18 protein-coding genes are annotated in these 25228 nt (G+C 50.2%); 6 read left to right on the forward strand and 12 right to left on the reverse strand.

Annotated features, from left to right (window positions below; genetic code table 11):
- The first annotated feature begins 4 nt into the window (after window positions 1-4).
- Window positions 5-3229 (forward strand): efflux RND transporter permease subunit, encoded by a 3225-nt coding sequence (locus NSQ20_RS29105; protein WP_340018649.1) that lies wholly within the window; start codon window positions 5-7, stop codon window positions 3227-3229.
- Between the two features lie 339 nt (window positions 3230-3568).
- Window positions 3569-5245 (forward strand): PucR family transcriptional regulator ligand-binding domain-containing protein, encoded by a 1677-nt coding sequence (locus NSQ20_RS29110; protein ID WP_340031298.1) that lies wholly within the window; start codon window positions 3569-3571, stop codon window positions 5243-5245.
- 16 nt (window positions 5246-5261) lie between these two features.
- Here NSQ20_RS29110 and NSQ20_RS29115 read toward each other — a convergent pair whose 3' ends face one another.
- The 11 genes from NSQ20_RS29115 to NSQ20_RS29165 form a co-directional block, all read right to left on the reverse strand.
- The gene (locus NSQ20_RS29115; RefSeq protein WP_340031299.1) at window positions 5262-5489 is read right to left on the reverse strand and encodes a hypothetical protein; all 228 of its coding nucleotides are present in this window, start codon (window positions 5487-5489) and stop codon (window positions 5262-5264) included.
- Entirely contained in the window at window positions 5489-6934 is a 1446-nt protein-coding gene (hydA, locus tag NSQ20_RS29120) for a dihydropyrimidinase (protein ID WP_076319239.1), read from the reverse strand. The genes NSQ20_RS29115 and hydA overlap by 1 nt, the downstream gene beginning before the upstream one ends.
- Window positions 6931-8226 (reverse strand): NAD-dependent dihydropyrimidine dehydrogenase subunit PreA, encoded by a 1296-nt coding sequence (gene preA, locus NSQ20_RS29125; RefSeq protein ID WP_076319240.1) that lies wholly within the window; start codon window positions 8224-8226, stop codon window positions 6931-6933. The genes hydA and preA overlap by 4 nt, the downstream gene beginning before the upstream one ends.
- Before the next feature lie 671 nt (window positions 8227-8897).
- A complete protein-coding gene (locus tag NSQ20_RS29130; RefSeq protein ID WP_076319241.1) occupies window positions 8898-10265 on the reverse strand; it encodes an NAD(P)-dependent oxidoreductase in 1368 nt (455 codons plus the stop codon).
- A gap of 49 nt (window positions 10266-10314) precedes the next feature.
- The gene (locus NSQ20_RS29135) at window positions 10315-11196 is read right to left on the reverse strand and encodes a nitrilase-related carbon-nitrogen hydrolase (RefSeq protein ID WP_076319242.1); all 882 of its coding nucleotides are present in this window, start codon (window positions 11194-11196) and stop codon (window positions 10315-10317) included.
- A 4-nt stretch (window positions 11197-11200) separates the two neighbouring features.
- A complete protein-coding gene (locus NSQ20_RS29140) occupies window positions 11201-12490 on the reverse strand; it encodes a M20 family metallo-hydrolase (RefSeq protein ID WP_076319243.1) in 1290 nt (429 codons plus the stop codon).
- 97 nt (window positions 12491-12587) lie between these two features.
- On the reverse strand, window positions 12588-13961 hold the full coding sequence (locus tag NSQ20_RS29145) for an aspartate aminotransferase family protein (protein ID WP_076319244.1): 1374 nt from the start codon (window positions 13959-13961) through the stop codon (window positions 12588-12590).
- Window positions 13962-13982: 21 nt separating this feature from the next.
- Window positions 13983-15047, reverse strand: a complete 1065-nt coding sequence (locus tag NSQ20_RS29150) for an ABC transporter substrate-binding protein (protein ID WP_076319245.1) — start codon at window positions 15045-15047, stop codon at window positions 13983-13985.
- Between the two features lie 140 nt (window positions 15048-15187).
- Window positions 15188-16126, reverse strand: a complete 939-nt coding sequence (locus NSQ20_RS29155) for an ABC transporter permease (protein WP_245838293.1) — start codon at window positions 16124-16126, stop codon at window positions 15188-15190.
- A complete protein-coding gene (locus NSQ20_RS29160) occupies window positions 16123-16935 on the reverse strand; it encodes an ABC transporter permease subunit (RefSeq protein ID WP_076319246.1) in 813 nt (270 codons plus the stop codon). Before NSQ20_RS29160 ends, NSQ20_RS29155 begins: the two co-directional genes overlap by 4 nt.
- Window positions 16916-17740, reverse strand: a complete 825-nt coding sequence (locus tag NSQ20_RS29165; RefSeq protein ID WP_076319247.1) for an ABC transporter ATP-binding protein — start codon at window positions 17738-17740, stop codon at window positions 16916-16918. The genes NSQ20_RS29160 and NSQ20_RS29165 overlap by 20 nt, the downstream gene beginning before the upstream one ends.
- Before the next feature lie 363 nt (window positions 17741-18103).
- On the opposite strand from NSQ20_RS29165, the gene NSQ20_RS29170 reads away from it, so the two are divergent.
- The 3 genes from NSQ20_RS29170 to NSQ20_RS29180 all read left to right on the forward strand — a co-directional run bounded on the left by NSQ20_RS29170 (window position 18104) and on the right by NSQ20_RS29180 (window position 22661).
- Window positions 18104-20329, forward strand: a complete 2226-nt coding sequence (locus NSQ20_RS29170; RefSeq protein WP_340031300.1) for a methyl-accepting chemotaxis protein — start codon at window positions 18104-18106, stop codon at window positions 20327-20329.
- A 119-nt stretch (window positions 20330-20448) separates the two neighbouring features.
- Window positions 20449-21450: a GTP 3',8-cyclase MoaA gene (gene moaA, locus NSQ20_RS29175; protein WP_076253648.1), complete on the forward strand. Its 1002-nt coding sequence runs from the start codon at window positions 20449-20451 to the stop codon at window positions 21448-21450.
- Window positions 21451-21824: 374 nt separating this feature from the next.
- A complete protein-coding gene (locus NSQ20_RS29180; protein WP_124116569.1) occupies window positions 21825-22661 on the forward strand; it encodes a methyl-accepting chemotaxis protein in 837 nt (278 codons plus the stop codon).
- A 210-nt stretch (window positions 22662-22871) separates the two neighbouring features.
- Here NSQ20_RS29180 and NSQ20_RS29185 read toward each other — a convergent pair whose 3' ends face one another.
- Window positions 22872-23480, reverse strand: coding sequence for a LysE/ArgO family amino acid transporter (locus tag NSQ20_RS29185; RefSeq protein WP_340031301.1), 609 nt, complete (start codon window positions 23478-23480; stop codon window positions 22872-22874).
- A 135-nt stretch (window positions 23481-23615) separates the two neighbouring features.
- On the opposite strand from NSQ20_RS29185, the gene NSQ20_RS29190 reads away from it, so the two are divergent.
- Window positions 23616-25109, forward strand: a complete 1494-nt coding sequence (locus tag NSQ20_RS29190; protein ID WP_340031302.1) for a PLP-dependent aminotransferase family protein — start codon at window positions 23616-23618, stop codon at window positions 25107-25109.
- The last annotated feature ends 119 nt before the right edge of the window (window positions 25110-25228 follow it).

Here is a 25228-nt window from a genome sequence, read left to right on the forward strand (position 1 = left end):
TCGTATGAAAGGTATTATTAATTTTTCACTGAACAACAAGTTTGCGATTTGGATTCTGACGATTATCATCTCTTTCGCAGGTTTGTACAGCGGATTGACGATGAAACAAGAGACAATCCCGAACATCAACGTACCGTTTCTGAATGTCACTGCCATTGATCCGGGGGCTGCACCGGAGGGAATTGTTGAGGATGTCACGAAGCCGCTGGAAGTAAAACTACGCAATGTAGATGGCGTGAAGACGGTGACCTCCACTTCTATGGAGAACGCAGCATCGATCACACTCGAATTTGATTATGGAACAGATCTGACCAACGCAACTGCAACCGTTCGTGAGGCACTGAATGAAGTTCAACTGCCTGACAGTGTGCAGAAGCCGACCATTTCCAAGTTCAGCATTAACTCTTTCCCGGTTGTATCTCTGAGCCTGTCCGACAAGGACGGCGGTGACCTGGAACAATTGACACGACTGGTTGAATCGGATATTCAGCCTGCACTCGAAGACATTGACGGTGTAGCTCAGGTTCAGGTGTCCGGTCAATATGTAAAAGAAGTTCAATTGAAGTTTGACCAAGCCAAAATGGCCGAGCTGGGCCTAACGGAAGATACGGTAAACGGCATTGTTCAAGGTTCATCCATTCGTGTGCCCCTTGGACTGTTTGAACTGGATAAATCCCAGAAAGCCGTTGTTGTAGATGGCAACATCATCGACATCGATGATCTGAAAAACCTTGCCATTCCAGTTGTACCCGGCGGTGCCGGTGCTTCCGCAGGCAATGGTTCAAACGCAGCCCCACAAGGCTCTGGAGCACCAACTGGTGAAGCTGGTCAAGGTACCGCTCCAGGTGCTTCACAAGGAACGGACCAAGCCGCTGGTGGTAATGCCGGTGTAGGTAGCCCTTCAGCTGCTGCCAACGCAGCTGGTATCCCGACAGTAAAATTAAGTGAAATTGCCAAGATCGAAGTCATCGGTCAAGCGGAATCCATTTCCCGGACAGACGGCAAGGAATCGATTGGTATTTCCATTGTAAAATCCAACGATGCCAACACGGTTGATGTCGTTAACGCAGTCAAAGATAAAGCTGAAGAGTTGCAATCGCAGTTCAAAAATGCTGATTTGACTGTATTGCTTGACCAAGGTAAGCCGATTCAGGACTCGGTGAACACGATGTTGGGCAAAGCCGTTTTTGGCGCCTTGTTTGCCATCCTGATCATCCTGCTCTTCCTGCGTAATATTCGTTCAACCATTATCTCCATTATCTCGATCCCGCTCTCCTTGCTCATGGCATTGACTGCTCTCAATATGATGGATATTACTTTGAACATGATGACGCTGGGTGCGATGACGGTTGCCATCGGACGGGTTGTCGATGACTCCATCGTTGTTATCGAGAACATCTACCGCAGATTAACACTCAAAGGTGAAAGATTGAAAGGCCGTGAACTAGTCCGCGAAGCAACTCGCGAGATGTTTGTGCCAATCCTTTCTTCCACGATCGTAACTATTGCGGTATTCCTGCCACTGGCATTGGTAAGCGGCATGGTCGGTGAGTTATTCACGCCATTTGCACTGACCATGGTATTCGCTTTGCTGGCATCCCTGATCGTTGCCATTACCATTGTGCCGATGCTTGCGCACACCCTGTTCCGTGGAGGGTTGAAGAACAAACAGAATCACGAAGAAAAACCAGGCAAAATGGCGGAAGGTTACAAACGCTTGCTGAACTGGACCCTGTCACACAAACTCATCACCGTCAGTATTGCAGTGATCTTGCTGGTCGGCAGTTTGTTCCTGTACCCGTTCATCGGTGCAAGCTTCTTGCCAGAGCAACAGGATAAATATGTGACCATTACGTACAGCCCACAAACCGGAGCTTTGCGTGAAGATGTCGAAAAAGAAGCACTCGTTGCCGAGAAGTGGTTGCTGGAACAACCAGGTCTGGAGAAAATGCAATATTCCATCGGCGGAAGTAATCCACTGAGCAGCATGGGTGGCGGTGGTTCCAACTCGGCTCTATTCTATATTGAATATAACGAAGACACGAAAGACTTTACCAAAGTGAAGGAACAGCTTGTAGAAGGTCTGAAGAAAGAAGTTACCGTAGGTACCTGGAATGAGCTCGACATGTCCGGCGGTCTGGGTGGCAGTGGCTTGAGCCTGTCCATCTATGGCGATAATGTAGAGCAACTCAAACCTGTATCGGACGAAATTCTGAAACTGGTTGAAGCGGATAAGGATAATTTTGAAAAAGCAGATACAACACTTGCTGACACCTACGGGCAGTATACGCTCGTGGCGGATCAGGAGAAATTGAGTTCCCTGGGCCTGACTGCAGGCCAACTGGCGATGACGCTGAGCCCGGCACGGGAACGTCCTGTGCTTACGGAAGTCGATATCGATAACAAAACGTACAAAGTATATGTAGAGACAGACAACAAAACATTCAGCAGTATTAAAGAAATTGAGGATGAAACCGTCACTTCACCGCTTGGCATCGAAGTACCAATCAAAGATGTTGCCAAAGTAGAAGAAGGTACGTCCCCGAACTCCATCATGCAAATTGATGGTAAAGTTGTCGTACAAGTCACAGCCAACATCCTGGCTTCGGATGTAACGAAAGCTTCGAGTAACCTACAGGCTGAGATCGACAAGCTGGATCTGCCTGATGGCGTTGAAGTGAAGTTTGGCGGTACAACCGAACAGATTAATGATACCTTTACTCAACTGGGTCTCGCCATGCTGGCGGCCATCGCCATTGTATACTTCGTGCTCGTTGTTACATTCGGCGGCGGATTGGCACCATTCGCAATCCTGTTCTCCCTGCCATTTACGGTCATTGGTATTATGGTAGGTCTGTTCATCGCTGGTGGTACGCTCGACGTCTCGGCCATGATGGGTGGACTGATGCTCATCGGTATCGTGGTCACCAACGCTATCGTGTTGATCGACCGTGTTATTCACAAGGAAAAAGAGGGTATGCCTACCCGTGAAGCCTTGCTGGAAGCCGGTGCAACACGTCTGCGTCCAATTCTGATGACCGCTCTCGCAACTATCGGTGCCCTCTTGCCACTGGTAACGGGTCTCGAAGAGAGTGCGGGTATCATCTCCAAAGGACTCGGAATTACCGTAATCGGTGGTCTGATCAGCTCCACGCTGCTCACGCTGGTTATCGTACCGATTGTGTATGAGTTCCTGATGAAATTTAAAAAGAAAAGAATCGAAGATTAAGAAGTCGTTGATTGTACTCATGTAACGGTTCGAGTACAACTTAAATGTAGACTATAATATTAGCTTCTCGCCCCTTAGCGCATATTGGAATGGTTGAATTCCGATGTGATGTTAAAGGGCTTTTTTTTATGTAATTTACACGATACATAGACTGACATATAAATTCTTCACTTTAATCAAAATCACAAAAAGCACAGTCCCATTTGTCATTTGAAACAAATGAACGTTAGATTTCAGCCCATTGGCTGTAAATAGAATTATAATATGGATTAATTATGTAAGTTGACGGATTCCAGACTCCAGATAGATCACATGTGATTGGGGAAGGATGGTGGTTGTGTGGGGGAGACAACGCTTCATATTCAAGTCAGAGACATGTTAAAACGTCCTGTGTTTCGCAAGGCAGAAGTCCTGGCCAGTGATCGTGCGCTGGAGCGGTATGTTCGCTGGGTTCATATCATGGAGGTTCCCGAGGTGGGGGACTTGCTCAATGGCGGGGAATTGGTGCTGACAACAGGCATTGGCTGGCAGGAGGGTGAGCAGCAAGGCCTGTCTTTTCTGCGTCAGTTAATTGCACGTGGGGCTGCCGGACTCTGTATGGAACTGGGGGATCACACCAAGTTACAGCTCGGGGCTATGAAAGAAATTGCAGTAGCAGCTGATTTTCCGTTGATCTGGTTCCACGAACAAGTCCGTTATATCGATATTACGCAAGACTTGCATTTCACCCTGATTCGCAGTCATCAGCGGATGATCGCTGAACTCGATAGTCTCACCACCTCCTTTAACCAACTTCTTCTGAATGGAGATGGCGTACAACCTCTGCTTCGATTATTGTCACGAACAACCGGATGTGCCGTGGCGTTATATCCACTTGAAGGGGAAGCAAGTGCCGTTCCCTACTGCCCTCCAGAGCAGCTGGAGACTCGTCGGCAGGATTGGTTTTTGCAGCGGGAACATTTGGCGGGGGAGGATATTCCGAATTTAATGCAGCTGTCAGATAACACATTGGATGTGATCAGCATGCCTGTTCAGGCGTTGGACTACACCTTTGCCGACCTTGTGCTGATGCATCAAAAGCTGACGGATCAAGATTCAAGCATACCGATCAAACCTTCGGATGAATTCGTCATTCAGGCACTGGAACGATGCGCGGCCGCGATTGCTCAGGACTGGATGCGAACCAAATACATGGAAGAGAAACGCCGCTACAAAGAAGATATGTGGGTCATTGATTGGCTTAACGGACACCACTCCACGAAGGAAATCCATGAATATATATCTACCGTTAATCCCCTTCTCGCAACGAGCAAAGCCACTATTATTTTATTCGACAACAATCCAGCATACACAGATAGCCTCAGACTTCAGAAGTTGTTGATCCAACGTAACATCGTCGCCCGGTCGGTATTTGCTCGGGAGAACTTCACCCTCTACAGCACCGTTCTGAACCACCAGATCATTCTTATCATTCTCGACCCACTACCTGGATCTCAGCGCAAAAGCAGTCTCTGGCGCTGCATCGAACAGCTGCAGCAGCACGAGCAGGAACAGACCCACTGCCTCTTCTCAGGCTTGATCGGTATCAGTCATAACTGCACAGACCTCTCCCGTCTCAAGGATAGTCTGGAATCCGCGAAGGAGACACTGCGAATTCAGAAGGACATCGGTGTGATGCAGCAGCCCTTTTACAGTAATCTTCATTGTTACCGCATCATCGCTAATATGAAGCAGAGTGGCAATCTGGATGATTTCATCGAAGAATATTTGGGGCCGCTCATTCGTTACGACGTGGAGAAAGGAGGTCAGCTGCTGCGGACCCTCAAGCAATATTTGGTCCTGTGCTGCTCCAAGCAAGAGACGGCCACCGCTCTATATATCGTCAGACAGACACTGTATCACCGTTTGGACAAAATCGAAGCCCTTTTGGGAGAAGACTATATCCTCCCCGAGAAAAGGGTCGCGATCGAACTTGCCATCTACGCTTATGAGTACGTACACGGCCCGATCGCATGAAAAGCTTCAGTATGGTCTACGCTCCCCGTTGCTCCTGAAGCTGGCGAATCAGGATGTGACTGAACCACTTCCGTCCAGACGCCGTGCCTACGTATTGCTCTTGTTTCTCTTCGGGAAGATCCGGGTGCCCCCATATGACGTGAGCACCCTCCAGATGTTCCCGTACCGCATAGATCCGATAACCCTGTGCAACCATTCGCTCTATGACGATCCTCTCGGTCTCAAACACATCATGATCCGACATCAGCTTCTCCCTCCATTCACTGCCGTCACAGGATGTTTCATCGGTATGGGCGCGCCTGCATCATACTTGTTGCGCTTCACATATTGGCCTGCCCCTGCTGTTCCGGTATACTGCCGATCTCGAATGACATACTCCCCGCGGCACAACACCGTCACCGGACATCCCTGTACCTGCATACCTTCAAATGCACTGTAATCCACGTTCATATGATGCGTATCTGCCGAGATCACCCTGTTTACAGAGGGGTCAAAAATAACGATATCCGCGTCTGTCCCGACAGCGAGAGTCCCTTTCTGCGGAAATAGTCCAAATAACTTGCTCGCTCTTGTCGAACATAGATCAACCCACTGATTCAGTGTGATCCTTCCTTTGACTACACCTTCGGAATACAGAATGCTGAGACGATCTTCGATGACAGGCCCCCCGTTAGGAATTTTGCTAAAATCATCCTTGCCCAAGTCCTTCTGCCCCTTGAAATTAAACGAGCAATGATCGGAGCCAATCGTTTGCAGTTGACCACTTTTCAATGCATTCCACAGCACTTCCTGATGTGCTGCTTCCCGCAGCGGAGGTGACCAAACATACTTTGCACCCTCAAAGTCCGGCTGATCCATGATCGATTGATCCAGTGTCAAATACTGAGGACAGGTCTCCCCCCAGATCCGGTAGCCCATTTCACGCATACGCGCAATTTGCTCCACTGCTTCCGCACAGGTCACGTGCACCACATACAGCTGTGAATCCGCAAGTGCAGCCAGACGCGCCGCACGCCCTGTTGCTTCTCCCTCCAGCATGGATGGACGAGTCAGCGCATGATGAATCGGCTCCGTGCGCCCTTCGGCGAGCGCCTGTCGAACCAGCAGGTCAATGACATCCCCGTTCTCGGCATGAACCATGACGAGTGCGCCGTACTCTTTTGCCTTTTGCAACGTCTGGAAGAGAATCCCGTCATCGGCCTGAAACTGGTTTTTATACGCCATGAACACCTTGAAGGATGACACACCCTCTTCTTCAATGATCTGCGGCAGCTCTTCTAGCACCTGATCATTCATCTCGCCAATCATGAGATGGAAACCGTAGTCGATGGCAGCTTTACCCTCGGCTTTGGCATGCCACTCCTGGAGAGATTCGATTAATGGACGGCCTTTTTGTGTCAGACAAAAATCAATGATCGTTGTTGTACCGCCAAAAGCTGCCGCTGTCGTTCCCGTCGCAAAATCATCCGCCGTTACCGTTCCACCGAAGGGCATATCCAGATGCGTATGCGGGTCGATCCCGCCCGGAATGACATAACAGCCCGATGCATCTACAACCTCCATTCGTTCGTCTGGCACCAGTCCGATGCCAATCTGTGTGATTTTACCCTTTTCGATCAAAATATCTGCTTCAAAGGTATCCGACGCCGTGACCAACACACCATTACGAATCAATTTGCGGGTACTCATGATATCGCCTCCTTGGTTGATTGATCTCTAACCGATTGCAACATCGCAATCGCAGACTGACGTTCATTCCAGGTTACAGGTTCCTGCTCAGGCACAAGCTCAACCATCTCAATCGCCCCATCCACCGGGCAAACAATCGAACACAGATTACAGCCAACACAGTCCTCTTCCACCACTTCCAGATAGGAGCCGGACGGGTCGGTCAACATATCAATACACTGATGCGAGGTGTCCTCACAAGCAATATGGCATTTGTTGCAATTGATGCAGACATCGCGGTTGATGCGGGCGACCACTTTGTAGTTCAGATCGAGATTGCCCCAATCCGAGTAACGTGGAACCGTCTGACCTACCAGTTCTGCTACACTGCTCAGACCCTTTTCATCCAGATAATCGTTCAGCCCATCAATCATGTCCTCCACAATACGGAATCCATGATGCATCGCTGCGGTACATACCTGAACCCCTGTAGCGCCCATGAGCAGAAACTCTGCGGTATCCCGCCAATCAGATATGCCGCCTATGCCAGAGATTGGCACACCCACCTCCGGATTACGTGCACACTCCGCAACCATGTTCAGTGCAATTGGCTTCACAGCTGGGCCACAGTATCCACCATGCGCTCCTTTGCCGCCCACATGGGGCACGGTATTCCACGAATCCAGATCCACACCTGCCAGGGAGTTAATTGTATTGATCAGGGAGATCGCATCCGCGCCACCTCGTACAGCTGCCCGGGCTGTCGCCGTAATATCCGTGATATTCGGCGTGAGCTTCACAATCACCGGTGTGGTCGCCACTTCCTTCACCCACATCGTCTGTAGTTCGACCAGGTCAGGTTGCTGACCGGAGGCAGCTCCCATGCCACGTTCAGCCATGCCATGCGGGCAGCCAAAGTTCAGCTCCAGGCCATCGACGCCGACGGCTTCCACCTTCTTCACAATCTCATGCCACTTCTCCCGCGTAGGTTCCACCATCAGTGAAGCGATAACCGCACGGTCCGGGAAGCGTTTCTTGGTCTCGGCGATCTCCCGCAGATTCACTTCCAGCGGACGATCGGATATCAATTCAATATTATTAAACCCCGCCACCCGTTGCCCACCAAAATGGACCGCCGCGAAACGCGAGGATGTATTGATAATTGGCTCACCCAGCGTCTTCCACACCGCACCACCCCAGCCGGCCTCGAATGCACGCTGGACCTGATATCCCGTATTGGTTGGTGGTGCAGAAGCCAGCCAGAATGGATTGGGTGATCGAATACCTGCCAGATTAATGGATAAGTCAGCCATAACGATCCCTCCTTGGTGTTGTTTGAAATTACTATATAAGTTGAACTAAAGATTATTTACACTGACACTACGATGACAGAATAACCTTCCAATCGCTGTTATCCCCAGATTTTTTTGATTCCCTTTTCCGAAAGGGAAAATCCGGGGATAAAGGCGAACGCTTTGCTTTTTCAGGTTTTTTCTGTCCTCTCCGTTATCGTGTAAATGATTAGTTCAACTTATATAGTTACACTGGAATATTTGGTCGTGCTCAGGATCTCTGCGTAGTAAGGGTGTTTCTGGATAACACCTAAATTCTAACGAACCGTACACCTCTTATTGGACTCATTTGCGGCAATTTCAAAATCTAACGAATCGTAGAAAGCTTATATTACTGTAGTAGCTCATTTCGGCTTCATTTCAACAGGTGTTCGTCAACATAAGACGTGTGAGATTCGTTAGATTTTCCAATCCTCGGTAATTGCCACTATAAGGTGTGTAGGGTTCGTTAGCGTGTCAGGTACACGAGAATTTGATGTACCCACACTTCTTGCTCAGATCTGATCTACACCTATATCACTCTATCAGTCCCTTGCGCCCTCCCACCTTCGCCTCTCCTTGTACTCTCTCCTTACACCCTTTCATTGCACGGTTTCCGTGTACTCTCCACTTTTCCTTGTCTCGCTCACAACTCACGCCGTCTCTTCCACCTGTCCAGGCAACGCCTTCATGACTGCGGCGGCAGCCAGCTTACCCTGCTGTGCAGCCGAGACAACCATCGCCTCACCCTGGCCCTGACCAAAAATGACATCTCCTGCCGCATAGATCTGAGGATGCGAGGTACGATACGTATGCGGTTCGATCTCAACGACGCCCCATTGGTGACGCAGCCCAAACGCTTCGATTAATGGTAATAACCGATGCTGCCCAATAGCCCGGATGACCGTATCACATTCAATCATGAACTCCGATCCCTCGACAGGCGCAGGCAACGCGCGCCCACCACCAGACGGGGTAATTAGCTCCATTTTCACGCATTCCACAGCCTGAACCCGACCGTTCTCGTCTCCAATGATACGCTGCGGCATCGTAAACCAGCGGAACTCCACACCCTCCTGCTTGGCAAACGTATATTCAAACGCATACGCCGTCATCTGACTTTCCCCGCGCCGATATAACATCTGCACCCGCTCGGCACCAAGACGTACCGAACAAGTCGCTGCATCTATCGCCGTATTACCCGCGCCAATAACGGCGACCTTCAGACCATTCAAAGCGGGTGGAACACCTTGCTTGGTAGACTCCACCAGTTCAATCGCATCATAGACACCTTCCAGTGTCTCCCCTTCAATGCCCAGCATGGGTACTGAACCCATGCCACAGGCCAGAATGACCGCTTCATGTTGCTCCAGCAACTGCGAAGCAGGAATATCCACACCAATGCGCACCCCATAACGGATCTGCACACCAAGTGCCTCCACCTGCTCCACTTCCCATAGCGCAACCGATTCGGGCAAACGGAAAGATACGATGCCGTACGTATTCAACCCGCCGCCTTTGGGTTTGGCCTCGTAGATCGTCACCTCATATCCTTCGCGCCCCAGTTCACGTGCCGCCGACAGTCCTGCTGGCCCTGCTCCCACTACAGCGACGGTTCTCCCATTGGCAGGTGCTGCCTGGAATAACGGCTCATTCTTCGCCCGCACCCAGTCGGTGGCATATCGCTGCAAGTCACCAATCCGGATCGGCTTCGACGATTCGTTTAACACACATGCGCCTTCACAGAGCTCTTCCGTGGGACATACACGTGCGCAGCTGGCTCCAACCGGATTCGCATCCATGATGGTGCGGGCCGATCCTTTCAGGTGCCCTGTTGATATTTTGCTAATAAAAGAAGGGATATTAATGTCGGTTGGACAAGCCTTGATACATGGTGCATCGTAACAGTACAGACAGCGGTTCGACTCCTCCATCGCTTCCTTACCTGTCATGGCGGGTTTCATCTCGGCAAAACTACTCTCCCACCCATAATCGGATAACGTTGTTCCTGAGCTGTTCATCAATGTCATGCACCTCCTGAAGTTTGATCCGCGCAACTTCCAGCTACTTTTACAGACTAACCAGATGTTCGTACGTTTCCGGCCTGCGATCGCGGTAGAACTGCCACACATTACGCACCTCACGAATCATCTCCGTATCCATCTCGCCAATGACGACCTCATCCTGATCCCGGCTGCCTATCGCTACCATTCTGCCTCGCGGATCGACCAGGTACGACTGTCCATAAAATTCACCCATATTCCATGGCGCTTCCACGCCAACCCGGTTGATGGCCGCTACATAATAGCCGTTAGCTACCGCATGAGCAGGCTGTTCCAGTTTCCACAGATATTCCGATGTACCCGCAACCGTAGCGGACGGATTGAACACAATTTCTGCCCCTGCGAGCCCAAGCAATCGTGCCCCTTCCGGAAAATGACGATCATAACAGATGTACACACCCACTCTGGCGTAGGCCGTATCAAAAACCGGAAACCCAAGGTTACCTGGTTTGAAATAATACTTTTCCCAGAACCCATTCGTACCCTCACCTGCTTCCACATGCGGGATATGATGTTTGCGGTATTTGCCCAGATACGTACCATCCGCATCTATAACGGCTGCCGTATTGTAATACGAAGCAATGCCCTCCACCTCGTATACAGGTAAAATAATCACCACCACAAGCTCCTTTGCCAGCTCCTGAAAACGTCTGGTCGTCGGTCCTTCCGGCACCGGTTCAGCGGATGCATACCATTTGGGATTCTGCTCTGTGCAAAAGTACGGCCCATAGAACACTTCCTGCAACCCGATGATCTTGGCCCCTCTTGCAGCCGCTTCACGGACCAGCACAATGTGTTTCTGAACCGCAGCCTCCTTATGCACCTCAACGGGAGCTGAACCTTCAATCTCATGAGAAGCCTGGATTAATCCGATGCTGATTTTGCTCATAACGTCACAACGCCTCCTCAGGTAAAATGGTTGGTTGGTTCACTCCACTACACATCCTCCGAATGGTGCGATATAACACTTCCGTGCCGAGTCCAATATCCTCCGGGGAGGAATATTCGCTGGGATGATGACTGATGCCGTCCTTGCTGCGGACAAAAATCATGCCATAATCACACACAAGCGAAAGGGCCAACGCATCATGGAACGGACCACTCATCAGTTCTGGCAAAGTAACCCCAATCTCTTCCGCGGATGAACGAATCACCGACTTGATTGGCTCTGCACAATACCGCGGCTCACTATTCGTATCCTCTGTCAGCGAGTAGGTTAGACCATATCGGAAACTCACGTCATCCAAAATGTTCATCAATCGGGCTTCAAGCCGGTTCCTGCGCTCCATCTCCATGTCTCGTAAATCAACCGTGAAGCTGACTTCCTCCGGGATAATGTTACGCGAGTCTGGAAACACCCTCAGACTTCCCACCGTACCTACAGTTGGAGCTTCCGGGTCTTCTCTCACCATATCGTCAAAAGCCGCAATGACTTTGGCGCTACCTACCAGAGCATCATGCCGCATTCCCATCGGAACGGAGCCGGCATGACCCGCCATGCCTTTCATCGTCACCGTAAGCCACAACGGACCCGAGATGCCCGTCACCAGACCTACTGGTGCATTCATCGCTTCCAGCACCGGCCCCTGCTCAATGTGCAACTCCAGATAACTGCCTATGGAACCTGGCGGATAGATCGCCTCTTCAAAATCCGAAGGAGAACAGCCAAAGGCTTCCAGTGCCTCCCGGCGGGTCACTCCATTTTTATCCTGCCGCTCCAGTTCGCCTTCTTCCAACTGACCCGTTATGCCACGTGAGCCGAACAGGCCTTTGTTAAAACGGGAACCCTCTTCGTCGCAAAAGGCAATTATCTCAATTGACATTAGGGGCTGAATGCCATTTTCGATCAGGCATTGCACTGCTTCGAGCGCGCCTAGCACACCAATCGCTCCATCATATCGACCGCCATAAGGCTGAGAGTCGATGTGGGAACCAATCATGAGGAGCGGCAGCGCCTGATCCGCACCCTCCAGACGACCAATCAGATTGCCAAACGGATCAAGTCGCGTCGTCAGACCGGCATTTTCCATCCAGAGACGAACTTGTATGATGCCATCCATATCTTCCGGGGTCAGGGCAAGTCGGCAAACACCCGTCTCCGCGATTCGGCCAATCTGTGACAACTGCTCAATTCGCTCATTCAGCCGAAGCTGATTAATGAGTTTGCCTGTTGTGGTCTGCATCCTTCCTCGCCTCCTTGCGCTTATTTTCGCGTAATGATATGAAAATTTTCATCTCGCTTGCTAAACCGTAAACGTCTGTCGTACCTGTGTATGGCAACTAACCTGCGTCCAGACTACGTAGCGCAACGAGTAAACTTCCAGCGATCAGATCCAACTCATCCTCGGTGGTAACAAACGGTGGAGAGATCGTCAAAATGTTTGCAAACCCCGGTACGGTATCGCCGTTCTTGCCAATCAGGATGCCATCCCTTTTACAACTGGCGAGTACCTTCATTACTTTATCCGCCTCCGCAGGAGATCCGTCTGCTTCAATCAATTCAATGCCACAGGCGAATCCGAATGAACGGATATCCCCCACAATGGACAACTCCAGCAAAGGTTCCAGCTTCTCACGAAGCAGGTTTCCCAGTTCCTCCGCCCGGCTGACCAGATTCTCTCGTTCCAGAATCTCCAGATTCGCCAGTGCCACCCGGCAGGATACCGGATTCCCGCCAAACGTATTCACATGGCGAAAATGGGTATCCGGGCCGGGTTCCCGGAACGTGTCGTACAGATTGGCTCGCACCGCCGTTGCTGATAGCGGTGAATACGCACTGGTCATGCCTTTTGCCATCGTCACAATATCTGGCTGTACGCCATAGTTCTGATGACCAAACTTCTGCCCAGATCGGCCAAAACCGCAGATTACCTCATCTACAATGAGCAGCACGCCATAGCGCTGACAGATCTCTTGCACGGTACGCATATAATCCGGTGGGGGTACAATCATGCCGCCCCCTGTGATCACCGGCTCCATAATTACTGCGGCAACCGTCTCAGGACCTTCCCAACGAATCACCTCTTCATAGATGGTTGCACATTCGAGTCCGCATCCATCCTTGTTTCGTCCAAACGGACAGCGGTAACAATACGGTGGTGGAACATGAGAGAAACCTACGCCGAGTGGCTCGTATTTGATCTTGCGTGCGGCTTGCCCGGTGGCGCCCAGCGCTCCCATGGAGTTACCGTGATAGGCACGGTGACGGGAGATGAATTTGTGCCGAGTAGGCTCACCATTCTGATGGTGGTACTGACGGGCTATTTTGAAAGCCACCTCATTTGCATCTGAACCTGAGTTGGAGAAGAATATTCGATACTCCCCCTCCAGCCATTCATTCAGCTTCTCCGCCAGCAAAATCGCCGGTTCATGACTCTGCGTCATCGGTACATAAGCGAGTGCTTTCATCTGTTCGTAGGCACTCCTCGCAATCTCCTCCCGGCCATGCCCCACATTCACACACCACAGTCCCGACATCGCATCCAGATAACGCGTACCATCCTGATCGGTGATCCAACTACCCTCCCCACTCACTGCAATCATTGGATGATCGTTATGAGGCGAGATGTGATGCCATACGTATTTGCGATCTTTCTCCAGCCATTCTTCCTTCGTACCACCAAGCGGCTGAGGCTGCTGATCCACAGAACTCATTCGTCATCCTCCTCCACGCGCTTATTTCACCGCTTCTTCATAGATGCTTTTCTCCAGCGCTTCATCCAGGTTGGCGGCTTTTTTGATCAAGCCATAGTTCAGTGCAATATCCGCAGTTCGGGTAAATGACTCATCCACAAAGCTGCCAACTTGCTGTTCCGTAAATCCTTCCGGGCGAATCAGCTTTGCAATCTCTTCGAGCATCGTGACCTGATGCTCGCGGGTGGTGCTGCCATCCGTCACATTACTCATTACGATATCGACCGTCTCATCCTGTTGATCAATGGCGTAGTTCCAGCCTTTCAAAATGGCACGGGTCACTTTGACCGCAAGCTCACGGTTGCTGTCTACCCAATCTTTCTTGGCAATCAGCGTATCCTCTAGCATGCCAACACCGGCATCTTCAATGTTGAACACATCCAGATCGGATTCTTTCGTTCCACTTTCCAGCACAACGTGGTATTCGTTATAGATCGTCGCCGTAGCTACATCCACCTGATCGTTGAAAAACTGATCCATTGTGAACCCTTGCTTCACCAGTTCAATATCTTTCTTCGGATCCAGGCCATTCTTCTCCATGAACGCGAGCACCTGAAACTGCTGACTGCCAAACCAGGTACTGACCTTCTTGCCTTTCATCTGAGCGGGATCGGTAATACCTAGGGACTTCTTGGCAATCAAGCGATAGCTACTCTTCTGTGAGATCTGGGCGAGTGAGACGAGTGGCAGACCGTTATCCCGGCTGACCAGCAAACTGTCTACACCCGTAATGCCCACATCGGCCGCACCATTGACCACCTGCTGCTCTATCACGATATCCGGACCACCCGGAATAATCTCGGCATCAATGCCTTCATCTGCAAAAAAACCTTTTTCCTTCGCTGCATAAATCCCGGCAAATTGCGCCTGCGGCACCCATTTTAGCTGAATTTTCACTTTGGTTAACGGTTGATCTGCTTCTCCCGCCCCTCCTGAACTCGCAGCGACAGGCTCAGCCGCCGGCTCAGACTTCGTAGAACATGCGCCCAGCATCGTAACAACCAACAGGACCAATACCAGCAAACCCGGCTTCAACGTTTTGTACATGTACAGAACAACCCCCTGTTTATATACGATTTTTCTATCATCAGTCCGTGTTCAAAAAGTCTGCTTTTCAGTACCGTGGACTTTTTGAACAACCTCAATCACGTATTACGATCTATGGATGGTTGTTACCCTGATGTACGTTAGTGATCTGTGCGTGCACGATTCCACGGAATGAGTCGCTTTTCTGCCAGGACAACCGCTTCATACAACACAATGCCGAGCGCGGCGGCGATGACAATGCAGGACCAGGCCAAGGGCATGTTCGCCAGTCGAATCTGATCCGAGAGCAAGTACCCCAGCCCCTGGGAGGCGATGAAAAATTCACCCACAATGGCCCCGATAATACTGGTCGACATATTGATCTTCAGACCGGCGAAGAGGGAAGGTAGCGCATGAGGCAGTCTCAGCTTCCAAAAAAACTGCATCCTGCTCGCGGCAAGGCCACTCAGCAAATCACTGTACTGCGGCTGAATGGAAGTCAGTCCTTTGAACAGGCTGACAGCCATCGCTGCCATCGTAATCACTGTGACAACAGCAATACGGGACCAGATCCCATCACCAAACCAATTGTTCATAATCGGGGCAAGTGCCACAATCGGAACTGCGTTCAGTGCCGACAAAACCGTAACCGCAGCCCTGCCACTTGTTGGAAAGAATGATGCACCTGCCGCTGCCAGAGCACCCAACAATGAACCGATCAAAAAACCTCCCAGCATTTCGGTTCCGCTATACATCGCGTATCGAAAGAGCATATTGGCATTTTCCTGAATGGATGCCGCAATCGCAGAAGGCACAGGTAGTTGGTAGCTTTCCAACGAAAATATCCAATGAAACACCCTGAGCTGCCAGAGGGCGAGAAACAACATACCCGCACCCCAAGGAAGCATACTCAGTGCAACCGATCGTCCGCGAACGCCAGGGCCTAATCTGGCCTTTTCGGCTTGTCCCTGTTGTCCATAAATTTCCGATCCTGGGACAGCTGCCGTCTGCGGACCATTGAGGGGCATAGCCGCGCCAGTTACAGCAGCAATCGACACACCTTCATCACTTTTCCGGCTCAACACTCTACCTTCACTCATGTGGCCTGACCTCCTTTGGCCCTGAATTCAGGCTGCCAAGGGGTTAGCCAACGTTCAGCCAGACTGATGACCAGATACGAGATCAGGCCAATGCCAATGCTAAGCATGATGGTTGCCCAGAACATGCCAACTTGGGCATGGCCGTAATATAACGAACTGACCATCAGGACGCCGAGCCCGTTGGGGGCGCCCATCAATTCCACAACGATGGAGGAGGTCACCGCCAGCGGAGCAGCTATTTTCATACCTGAAAATAGTCCCGGCAGTGCTGAGGGCAGCAGGCATTTGATATATCGTGCAGTCAGTGAAGCTCCACAGGAACGCATCAGTTCCAGATGCTCTGGTGCTGCACTTTTCAATCCTTTTAACGTATGGATGATGATCGGGAAGAAAGTGACATACGCAGCCATAACAATCCGCGCCCACTCCGCATTGTGGATGATCCCGTACACAATTGGTGCGAGACCAATAACCGGAACCATCTGTGAGGAGACAACATATGGCGATAACGTGCGCTCCAGCCAGACAGCCGCGCTCATTAGCAGCGCCAAACCCAGACCCAGCAACGTTCCCCCTGCAAAACCAATGGCTGCATTGCCAAACGTGACAGCCCCCTGCTCTGCGAGCGTACTCGAGTAACGAAACAAGGCTGCAAGAACTTCGTGCAGATAAGGAAGGCGAGACGCCGCCTGCTGAGGTGACAGGAACAATTGGAGCATCCAGGCGGCTGCTTCCCACAGTACCAATACCGCTGTAATCCAGATGACAACCCAGGAACGATAACCCGGTTTAAAGAATCGCAGGGACATGAGATTCATCACGCTCCTCGTAGAAGCAGTTGCGGATGGTTGTAATCATGTGGTAGAAGGCTTCCGTTTCTCTCAGTTCACTATGACGTTCGGAAGACAGATTGACGGAATGAATGGAATGTACTTGCCCCGGATGTGCCGAGAGTACGATAATCCGGTCGGACAGAAATACGGCTTCGGGGATGCTGTGTGTGACAAAGAGGAAGGTCTTGCCTGTTGAGCGCTTGATCTCAAGCAGCTCCAATTGAAGCTTTTCTTTGGTGAATTCATCCAAGGCAGAGAAGGGTTCATCCATGAGCAGCAATGGCGGATCAAGCGCAAGTGCACGCGCAATGGATACACGTTGCTGCATCCCTCCACTGAGTTGCCATGGATAATGGTCGGCGAAGCGGGTTAGCCCTACCATTTCTAGCAGCTCACCACTAATGCGGCGGCACTCCTTCCGGCGGGTACCGAGTAGCTCCAAGGGCAATTCCACATTGTGACGAACCGTGCGCCAATCGAACAAGGCTGGTGTCTGGAAGACAATACCGAACTGTCGCTGTAGCCGAGCCCGCTCAGGCTCCTGACCTGCAATGCGAACGGTGCCTGAGGTGGGCTGAAGTAGATCACCCACCAGCCGGAGCAAGGTGGACTTGCCACAGCCGGAAGGGCCAAGCAGCGAGACAAACTCATTGGACTGGATCTGGAATGTAACATCCGACAAGGCAGTGACTTGTTGTGTACCTGTGCCAAAGATAACGGACACATGATCTACATCAATATGGCAGGCTTCGGCGACTGTAGCTGAGGGTGCGGAGGACATGGGCATTCTCCTTTGTGGAAGTTGTTTTCATTACACACCAAGGCTGAATGGGAGGTTTATATACATTAACGTAACAGGTTTTGCTTGTTAGATAATACTATATCGCTTTGGGCGGAGATTACATTATACAGTGTGTTTTGAGTATGGGCCTGTTCATGTTACACAATGTAAAATGAGATGGATTCTCAGATACATCCATGTGAGTTTTCTTCGTAGATAGCTAACATACATTTCACCTAACAACAAGCGCACAATCATTTGTATTTATTGATTAAATATTCGGAAAATATGACATATCCCCTCGTATTCTTGTTCGTTTTCTTGTATAAAGATTGAATAGAGAATCCAGAAATCGGGGTGGTCATGATGTTTGATTGGCTGGGATGGAGAAAAGGATTGCCGCTGTGGCGATCGTATCGGTTGAACGCACATATGAAGGAAGATGTGGAACAGATTTTTGAGGGAATTGCCGAAACGAGACGGCAGCTTATGATGGACTGGGCAGATGAACAATGGAATCACCTGGATCGTTTGCTTCAACAGATACAGTCGGTCCGATTACAAGATGTATTACAAGGTTCACAGCAACTAAGCAAACTAGATACATGGTTTCAATCCAGTTATATTCGAGCCGTAGACAGTACGGAGCTATTCATGCTGAACGAACAGAATCAGGTGGTATTCTCTACATATAAGAAACATATTGGACAGATCTATGAAGATTACGAAGCTTTAATTGGACCAGGATTGAAATACTCCAGAGCAGATCGTCATGGCAAAAAATGCTTGTATGGTCCATATTCTGATCCACTGACGTTGGATATTGGTCCCCGCTCGTCCGCTTTTCACGATGATGTCACCTTGCTGTTTATCTCCCCAATCCTGCAGGAAGGTCGATATGTCGGTTCATTATGCAGCCGTGTTCCTGGGGATGTACTCGGTGACCTGATCCAACGAGAATCAGGTCATATCTATCCCGATTCCGGTGACAATTACCTCTTTATGGCTGAGTCGATATTACGGCCCCATCTGCAACCCGGCACCGCCTTATCCCGAAGTCGATTCGAAGACCGTACCTTTACACATGGGGAAAATCTCAAAGATGGTGTCACCACCGAATGGGGTATCGTTTCCGTTAAGGAGCATACCGAGCTGGAACTCATGTTCACTGATCCATCGACCGGAGAACTACACCCCGGAGTAGCAAACACCATTCAGAATGGTTCCAATCTGTTCGTAGCCTTTCCCGGCTACTCGGATTACCGCCATATTTCTGTGATTGGCAAAGGCATCACCTTCCAGCTGCCACACTGTCCTGATCGCTGGGGCATGATGTGTGAAGGGGATCTGGAGGAAGTGTATCGGATACGAAGCATCGGCTGGCGCCAGTTCAATCAACACAGTCTCTTCACGCTTTTGTCAGGCGTTGCAGGAGCAGCTCTTGTCTATGCCTTCACTGGTAGTGGTTGGAGCGCGGCAGCAATGGCCGCTTTTAACGTGTTATTTGGATTCTTCACTGCATTACAGCTGCATCGCAGCCAATATCGACGGGTTCATGAAGACTTGCGTCGCATCAGCCGATTTATTCGAATTAACGCCGAAGGCAGGGGTGATCTGACCCAGCGCCTGGACACGTCTGCTTTTGCCCAAGACGAATCAGGTGAACTGGCGAAGTGGATCAACAACATGATTGACTCTCTGGAAGGCATTATGCTGAAGGTACAACTTGCCACGGTAGACGTTATGGACAACCAGTATCAGATGCGAACTTCAACAGAGACAACCCAAGGCACGACTGAACGTGTGAACCACAAGCTTGGTTCGATGATTCAGGCCATTCGCACCCAACTGGAAGATCTCGACCAGGCCAAGATCGCTGCTGATCACATGCGCATAACGCTGCAACAACTGGAGACCTCTGCTACCGAACAGATCAGCGTAGCCCAGCAGGAAGTGGAACGAATCGGCGATAAAATGACCCAAATCTCAGGAGCGGTATCCGATACTAACCGTACCATCCTGTCCTTCATGGATACCATGAAAGAGATTTACCGTGCACTGGCTGTCATTGATGAAATTTCAGCTCAGACCAACCTGCTGGCTCTGAATGCTACAATTGAAGCCGCACGCGTGGGCGAACATGGCCAAGGGTTCTCGGTCGTTGCAGGGGAAATCCGCAAGCTAGCCGAGTTATCTCGCTCTTCAACTGAAAATATTCATCAGATTCTGGACCGAATCTCAACGGCAGCAGGAGCTGCATCTCAATTGATCACAGAGGGTGATCAGGTACTGGCTGAAGGAACAACACTGGTTCAGGCCGCTTCGCAACTTCTGCAAAATGCTACTGCTGAAGAACCTGAGCGTACGCAAGTCGTGGATCAAGTGGTCATGCTGATGGAGAATATTGCTGCAATCAGCCATCAAAATCGGGCGACTTCCGCCGAGGTAGAAGCAGAGATGATGGAGCTGATCCGTGATATGTTGCAGGTTCAGCATTCTTCGCATAATGTGGAAGCCATTACGGTTTTTCTGCAACAGCTCGTGGGACAATTCCATCTGAATCACCCCGCCAAAAATGCTGTCATCTGACGTCATCGTTGACGCGGATTGGAGAAATAGCTAAAATTTGATGCAACTGTTCCTTTTGAAATTGTCGTATCATTTATAATAGAAGATTTCCAATCTGAACCGATGAAAGGGTGGTCTGCATGGAACTGCTTCAGGATTCATTTGGCCGGATACATGACTACATCCGTATTTCTGTTACGGACCGCTGTAATTTACGCTGTGTGTATTGCATGCCCGCAGAGGGTATGGAGTTTGCTCCACATGATGAGATTATGAGCTACGAAGAAATAGCACAGGTGCTGAAGGTACTTGCCCCGATGGGCATGCGCAAAGTCCGACTCACCGGGGGCGAACCGTTGGTACGCAAGGATCTGCATAAGCTCGTCAGCATGATCTCGGCAATTGACGGGATTGACGATATTGCCCTGACTACCAACGCTCTTCTGCTGGACAAACAAGCCCAGGCGTTGAAAGATGCTGGGTTGAACCGGATTAACATCAGTCTGGATTCCCTGCGCGCTGATCGCTTCTCCATGATTACCCGCGGCGGAGATGTGAACAAGGTGCTGAAAGGCATTGAAGCTGCAACTGCCGCTGGCCTTGCTCCAATCAAGCTGAATGTTGTGCTGATGAAGGGTATCAACGATGATGAGATCAAGGATTTTATTGCTATGACGATTGATCAACCTCTTCATGTGCGTTTTATTGAATATATGCCGATTGGACAGGCTTCGGATTCATGGCGCAAATCTTATTTGCCGCTGGAAGCCGTGACAGATGTATGTGCTGAAGCAGGCTGGACGGTAGAAAATACAAAAGGCCCTGCGGGCAATGGCCCATCACGAAATATGAAAATTGCGGGCTCCGAAGGCACATTTGGATTGATTCATCCCGTAAGCGATCACTTCTGTGACAATTGCAACCGACTTCGGCTGACCGCTGACGGACATATCAAAGCCTGCCTCTACTGGTCGGATGAGTATAATGTTCGCCGCTTCGTGGATGATCCGAATGCCATGGCGGCACTTTTCCTCAAAGCGCTGGGTACGAAACCAAAGAATCATGAGATGGCTCTGGCTTTGGAACAAAAAATGCAATCTCATACACCGACGGTACGCCGCATGTCCCAGATTGGCGGATAGCAACAGTACGCATATAACACAACCGCGCATTCCTGCGTATGGATATATATCTCCACCATCAGGATGACCTCTTCACACAACGGATGAGGTAACGCTGGCGCGGTGAACCCTTAGGTAAATCAGCATTCATAATGTGAAGTGGAGCGTGTCATAAGGAATAGGTGATAACTAAAGCAGACAAGAACATCATGTTCTTGTCTGCTTTTTCGTTATATTTTCATAAATTTCTGAAAAACTCCAATTCTCCTGTTTCATTTGTTAAAAATTTAATTAATATACGTTATGCCCTTATCAGGCCTTCAAGATTAACCTCATTCTGACGATGTATACAATACATCTAGATGATACACATACATTATAGGAGCTGAACCTTATTGAACATCGTTGAAGCACTCGTTGCAGCAAGTCCATATTTTAAAATTATGCTGAAAGAACACGATATCATGATTGCGGTAACCGACACGGAGAAGTTCTGGTATTATGTTCCCAGCAATGAACTCGATCTGGGTATCAAGGCAGGAGACCCCGTTTCCCTCGATGACCCTACACTCCGCCGGGCGCTTATACATGGGGAAACTTCAGCGAACCGTATTGATGCAAAATTTTATGGTACATCAATCAACTCGGCGGCCACCCCACTTCGGGATGAACAAGGAAATATCGTGGGCACACTTGCCATTGGTTTCTCTCTTCAGAACGAGGAAAAACTGGAGTACTTCACTGAATTGATCGGCGGTATCAGCGGAAAATTAACAGATATGGTGCAGACGGTAGCCGCCCAATCCGAGCAATTGACGGCATCTTCCACGCAGATTTTGGATAATACCCGCATGGCTGTGCAGAACTCAGGCGAAGTGAACAAAGTCGCCGCATTCATCCGTGAAATCTCAGAACAGACCAATCTGTTAGGCCTGAATGCAGCCATCGAAGCAGCCCGAGCAGGTGAAGCAGGCGCCGGATTTAGCGTTGTTGCATCTGAAGTGCGTAAACTTTCTACGGGTACCAAAGAAGCTACGGTGAATATCGAACGTTCCTTGAAGGATGTTCAGCATTCCATTCAGCAGATGGAGCAAGAGATCACATCCATCTCACAGTCTAGCAGCCAACAGGCTGTGATGGTAACCGAGTTCAGCGAGGTCATTGATCAGTTGAACAGTGTAAGCCGTGATCTGAAAGTGTTTATTGAATCCATGCTGCTGAAGGCAGAATAGATCCGATTACGATGACCTTAACTCAAATGACTAACCATATATAAGAGACGCTACACCAAAGCGTTATCGAGCACTACATGTTCCAACTCAATAACTAGATCAGCAGGTTATGCTGATCACCAAATTCAGCACTCATATTGAACTCCCTGCGCGATTAACGTCACGGGGAGTTTTTTTATTTTAAACAAGACGAGCCACATCACGGTCCTTCTATGAATAGATGAGCTTCCACAGCATCATAACCGCCAGTCCAACCATGACCACAGCGGACAACCGATTAAACACCAGACTGATGCGTCCAGTTCGATCCGTTCTGCCAATCACCCTGCCTGCGCCTGCAAGTCCCAAGAACCATATCCACGATACAGCCGCGGCTGTTAGGGCAAAATAAATGCGCTCCACCCCTTCATACTGAAGTGAACTGGTGCCAATCACGGCAACCGTATCCAGCAGAGCATGGGGATTGAGTAAAGATACTGATGCTGCGAACGCAATCTGTCGCCCTGCTGACATTACCGTTTGCGAACCTTCCACAGATTCGGACGACCTCCAGATACTCCAAGCCATATATAGCAGAAACAGGCTTCCTACTGCATACAACACATTCGCCAGAACTGGCCATTGCAGCAAAATGAGCGACACCCCTCCAACGGCTGCCCCGATCAACAACGTATCACTGATCCCTGCCGTTATTACAGCAGGCAGTGCATGTATATAACGCCTCTGGCTCATGCCTTGGTTAAAAATAAATACATTCTGCACACCCAGTGGCAAGATCAGGCCAAACGCCAGAACCACTGCGTGAATAACAACCTCCATCGCGCTTCCCCCTTATCTCTGTATTCCATAGTAGGGCAGATGATGGCCGACGTAACCAACCACTTGGATGGCATCAGACCCAACCAAATGATATAGTGTTTGTTACAAAGATAAACGGAGGTGATTCTGCCAGTTATGGAACGTTCTGATTCTCGGCTAAACATGGGATGGAAGCCGAATCCCTCTCTCGACTTGCCCTTGTATCGCCAGATTGAAGCCTATGTTCGGCAGAAAATCACAACGGGCGAATGGTCAGCAGGATACCGTCTCCCCTCACAGCGAATATGGGCTGAGTCCATGGGCGTAAACCGCAGTACATTGGTCACTGCCCTTGATAATCTGGCCGCCGCTGGTCTGATTGAAGGCAGACATGGCGGGGGAACTTATATTTCCGGCTCCGGTTGGCATGGTATGGCTCACGGAGCGATGCCCAATTGGAACGAAGCCATTGAGGAGGGCTGGTATTATCCCAACCTGCCCGAAATCCAGCAGATTAATCAGGCTGAATTCCGGCCTGGCATCATACGACTCGGTACAGGGGAGCTTGCCCCGGAACTGATGCCTCAGGATGCTTTTAACGACATTCTGTATGCCCTGTCCCATCGTTCTCATACACTCAACTACCTGGAACCTCAAGGAAGCCTGGAACTTCGCGAGGCTTTATCCGTCCATTTGCAGACTACCGGCATTCAGGCCTCTCCAGATTCCATACTAATCGTATCCGGCTCTCTTCAGGCGCTACACTTGATTTCGGTCGGACTGCTCCCTCGCGGATCAGCGGTTCTCCTGGAAAAACCGTCGTATCTCTATTCGATTCACGCCTTTCAGTCGGCAGGGTTGAAAATGAGTGGCATCCCTATGGATGACGAAGGATTGCATATTGCACGTCTGGAGGATGCTGCGCAGCATGTAAAAGATCAAGACCACATCTCGCTTCTCTATACGATCCCGAGCTTCCATAATCCCACCGGCTCTGTGATGGGTGATTACCGCCGGGAAGAACTGATGACCACCGCTCGAACACTAGGCATCTCCATACTGGAGGATGCCGCCTACAGTGATCTGTGGTTGGATACACCTCCTCCGTCATCACTGAAGGCGCGTGACCAGGAAGGAAGGGTGCTGCATATGGGCACCCTGTCAAAGGCAGTCAGTCCCGGTCTGCGCCTCGGATGGATGGTTGGGCCAGAGCCGGTCATTCGCCGTCTCGCAGATATCAAGATGCAGACCGATTACGGCACCAGTTCACTCGCCCAAGAAGCTGCTGCCCTATGGTTCGCCGAAGGACATCACTCTGGACATATGGAACGCCTTCGCCCTGAACTACGCAGACGCAGAGATATCATGCTGGAGTTGCTTCAACGTCACTTCCATGGGATTGCGGATTGGGAAATACCCGCTGGTGGATTTTACATCTGGCTGCAATTCACCGTATCCCCTCTCTCTATCCGCCAATTGTTCCATACCTGTCTGGAGCAAAACGTACTTATACACCCGGGTTATCTATATGACCGGTTAGATGCGAGTCACATTCGGCTCTCTTACGCTTATGCATCCCCTGACGAGATGGAGCGTGGATTACAATGCCTTGCAGAAGCTGTCCACAGACTTATAGACTCTGGCTCCTGACTTAGAAGAATGCTGTTTCCTGATTTCAACAACAAAAAACAGCCTTGACCTGGAAGGACCATGTCCTTCAGATCAAGGCTATTTGCGTAAGTTTCGTAAGTGTGTTCGAATAACAGAAC

The organism is Paenibacillus sp. FSL K6-1122, assembly GCF_037977015.1.
In the GTDB taxonomy this organism is placed as follows: Bacteria; Bacillota; Bacilli; order Paenibacillales; family Paenibacillaceae; genus Paenibacillus; species Paenibacillus amylolyticus.

What these genes read in the sequence shown, in the direction of transcription:
- NSQ20_RS29105 (WP_340018649.1), top strand. Translation starts at nt 5, where the DNA reads ATGAAAGGTATTATTAATTTTTCACTGAACAACAAGTTTGCGATTTGG.
- NSQ20_RS29115 (WP_340031299.1), bottom strand. Translation starts at nt 5,489, where the DNA reads ATGTCGGATCATGATGTGTTTGAGACCGAGAGGATCGTCATAGAGCGA.
- hydA (WP_076319239.1), bottom strand. Translation starts at nt 6,934, where the DNA reads ATGAGTACCCGCAAATTGATTCGTAATGGTGTGTTGGTCACGGCGTCG.
- preA (WP_076319240.1), bottom strand. Translation starts at nt 8,226, where the DNA reads ATGGCTGACTTATCCATTAATCTGGCAGGTATTCGATCACCCAATCCA.
- NSQ20_RS29130 (WP_076319241.1), bottom strand. Translation starts at nt 10,265, where the DNA reads ATGAACAGCTCAGGAACAACGTTATCCGATTATGGGTGGGAGAGTAGT.
- NSQ20_RS29135 (WP_076319242.1), bottom strand. Translation starts at nt 11,196, where the DNA reads ATGAGCAAAATCAGCATCGGATTAATCCAGGCTTCTCATGAGATTGAA.
- NSQ20_RS29140 (WP_076319243.1), bottom strand. Translation starts at nt 12,490, where the DNA reads ATGCAGACCACAACAGGCAAACTCATTAATCAGCTTCGGCTGAATGAG.
- NSQ20_RS29145 (WP_076319244.1), bottom strand. Translation starts at nt 13,961, where the DNA reads ATGAGTTCTGTGGATCAGCAGCCTCAGCCGCTTGGTGGTACGAAGGAA.
- NSQ20_RS29150 (WP_076319245.1), bottom strand. Translation starts at nt 15,047, where the DNA reads ATGTACAAAACGTTGAAGCCGGGTTTGCTGGTATTGGTCCTGTTGGTT.
- NSQ20_RS29155 (WP_245838293.1), bottom strand. Translation starts at nt 16,126, where the DNA reads ATGAGTGAAGGTAGAGTGTTGAGCCGGAAAAGTGATGAAGGTGTGTCG.
- NSQ20_RS29160 (WP_076319246.1), bottom strand. Translation starts at nt 16,935, where the DNA reads ATGTCCCTGCGATTCTTTAAACCGGGTTATCGTTCCTGGGTTGTCATC.
- NSQ20_RS29165 (WP_076319247.1), bottom strand. Translation starts at nt 17,740, where the DNA reads ATGTCCTCCGCACCCTCAGCTACAGTCGCCGAAGCCTGCCATATTGAT.
- NSQ20_RS29170 (WP_340031300.1), top strand. Translation starts at nt 18,104, where the DNA reads ATGATGTTTGATTGGCTGGGATGGAGAAAAGGATTGCCGCTGTGGCGA.
- moaA (WP_076253648.1), top strand. Translation starts at nt 20,449, where the DNA reads ATGGAACTGCTTCAGGATTCATTTGGCCGGATACATGACTACATCCGT.
- NSQ20_RS29185 (WP_340031301.1), bottom strand. Translation starts at nt 23,480, where the DNA reads ATGGAGGTTGTTATTCACGCAGTGGTTCTGGCGTTTGGCCTGATCTTG.
- NSQ20_RS29190 (WP_340031302.1), top strand. Translation starts at nt 23,616, where the DNA reads ATGGAACGTTCTGATTCTCGGCTAAACATGGGATGGAAGCCGAATCCC.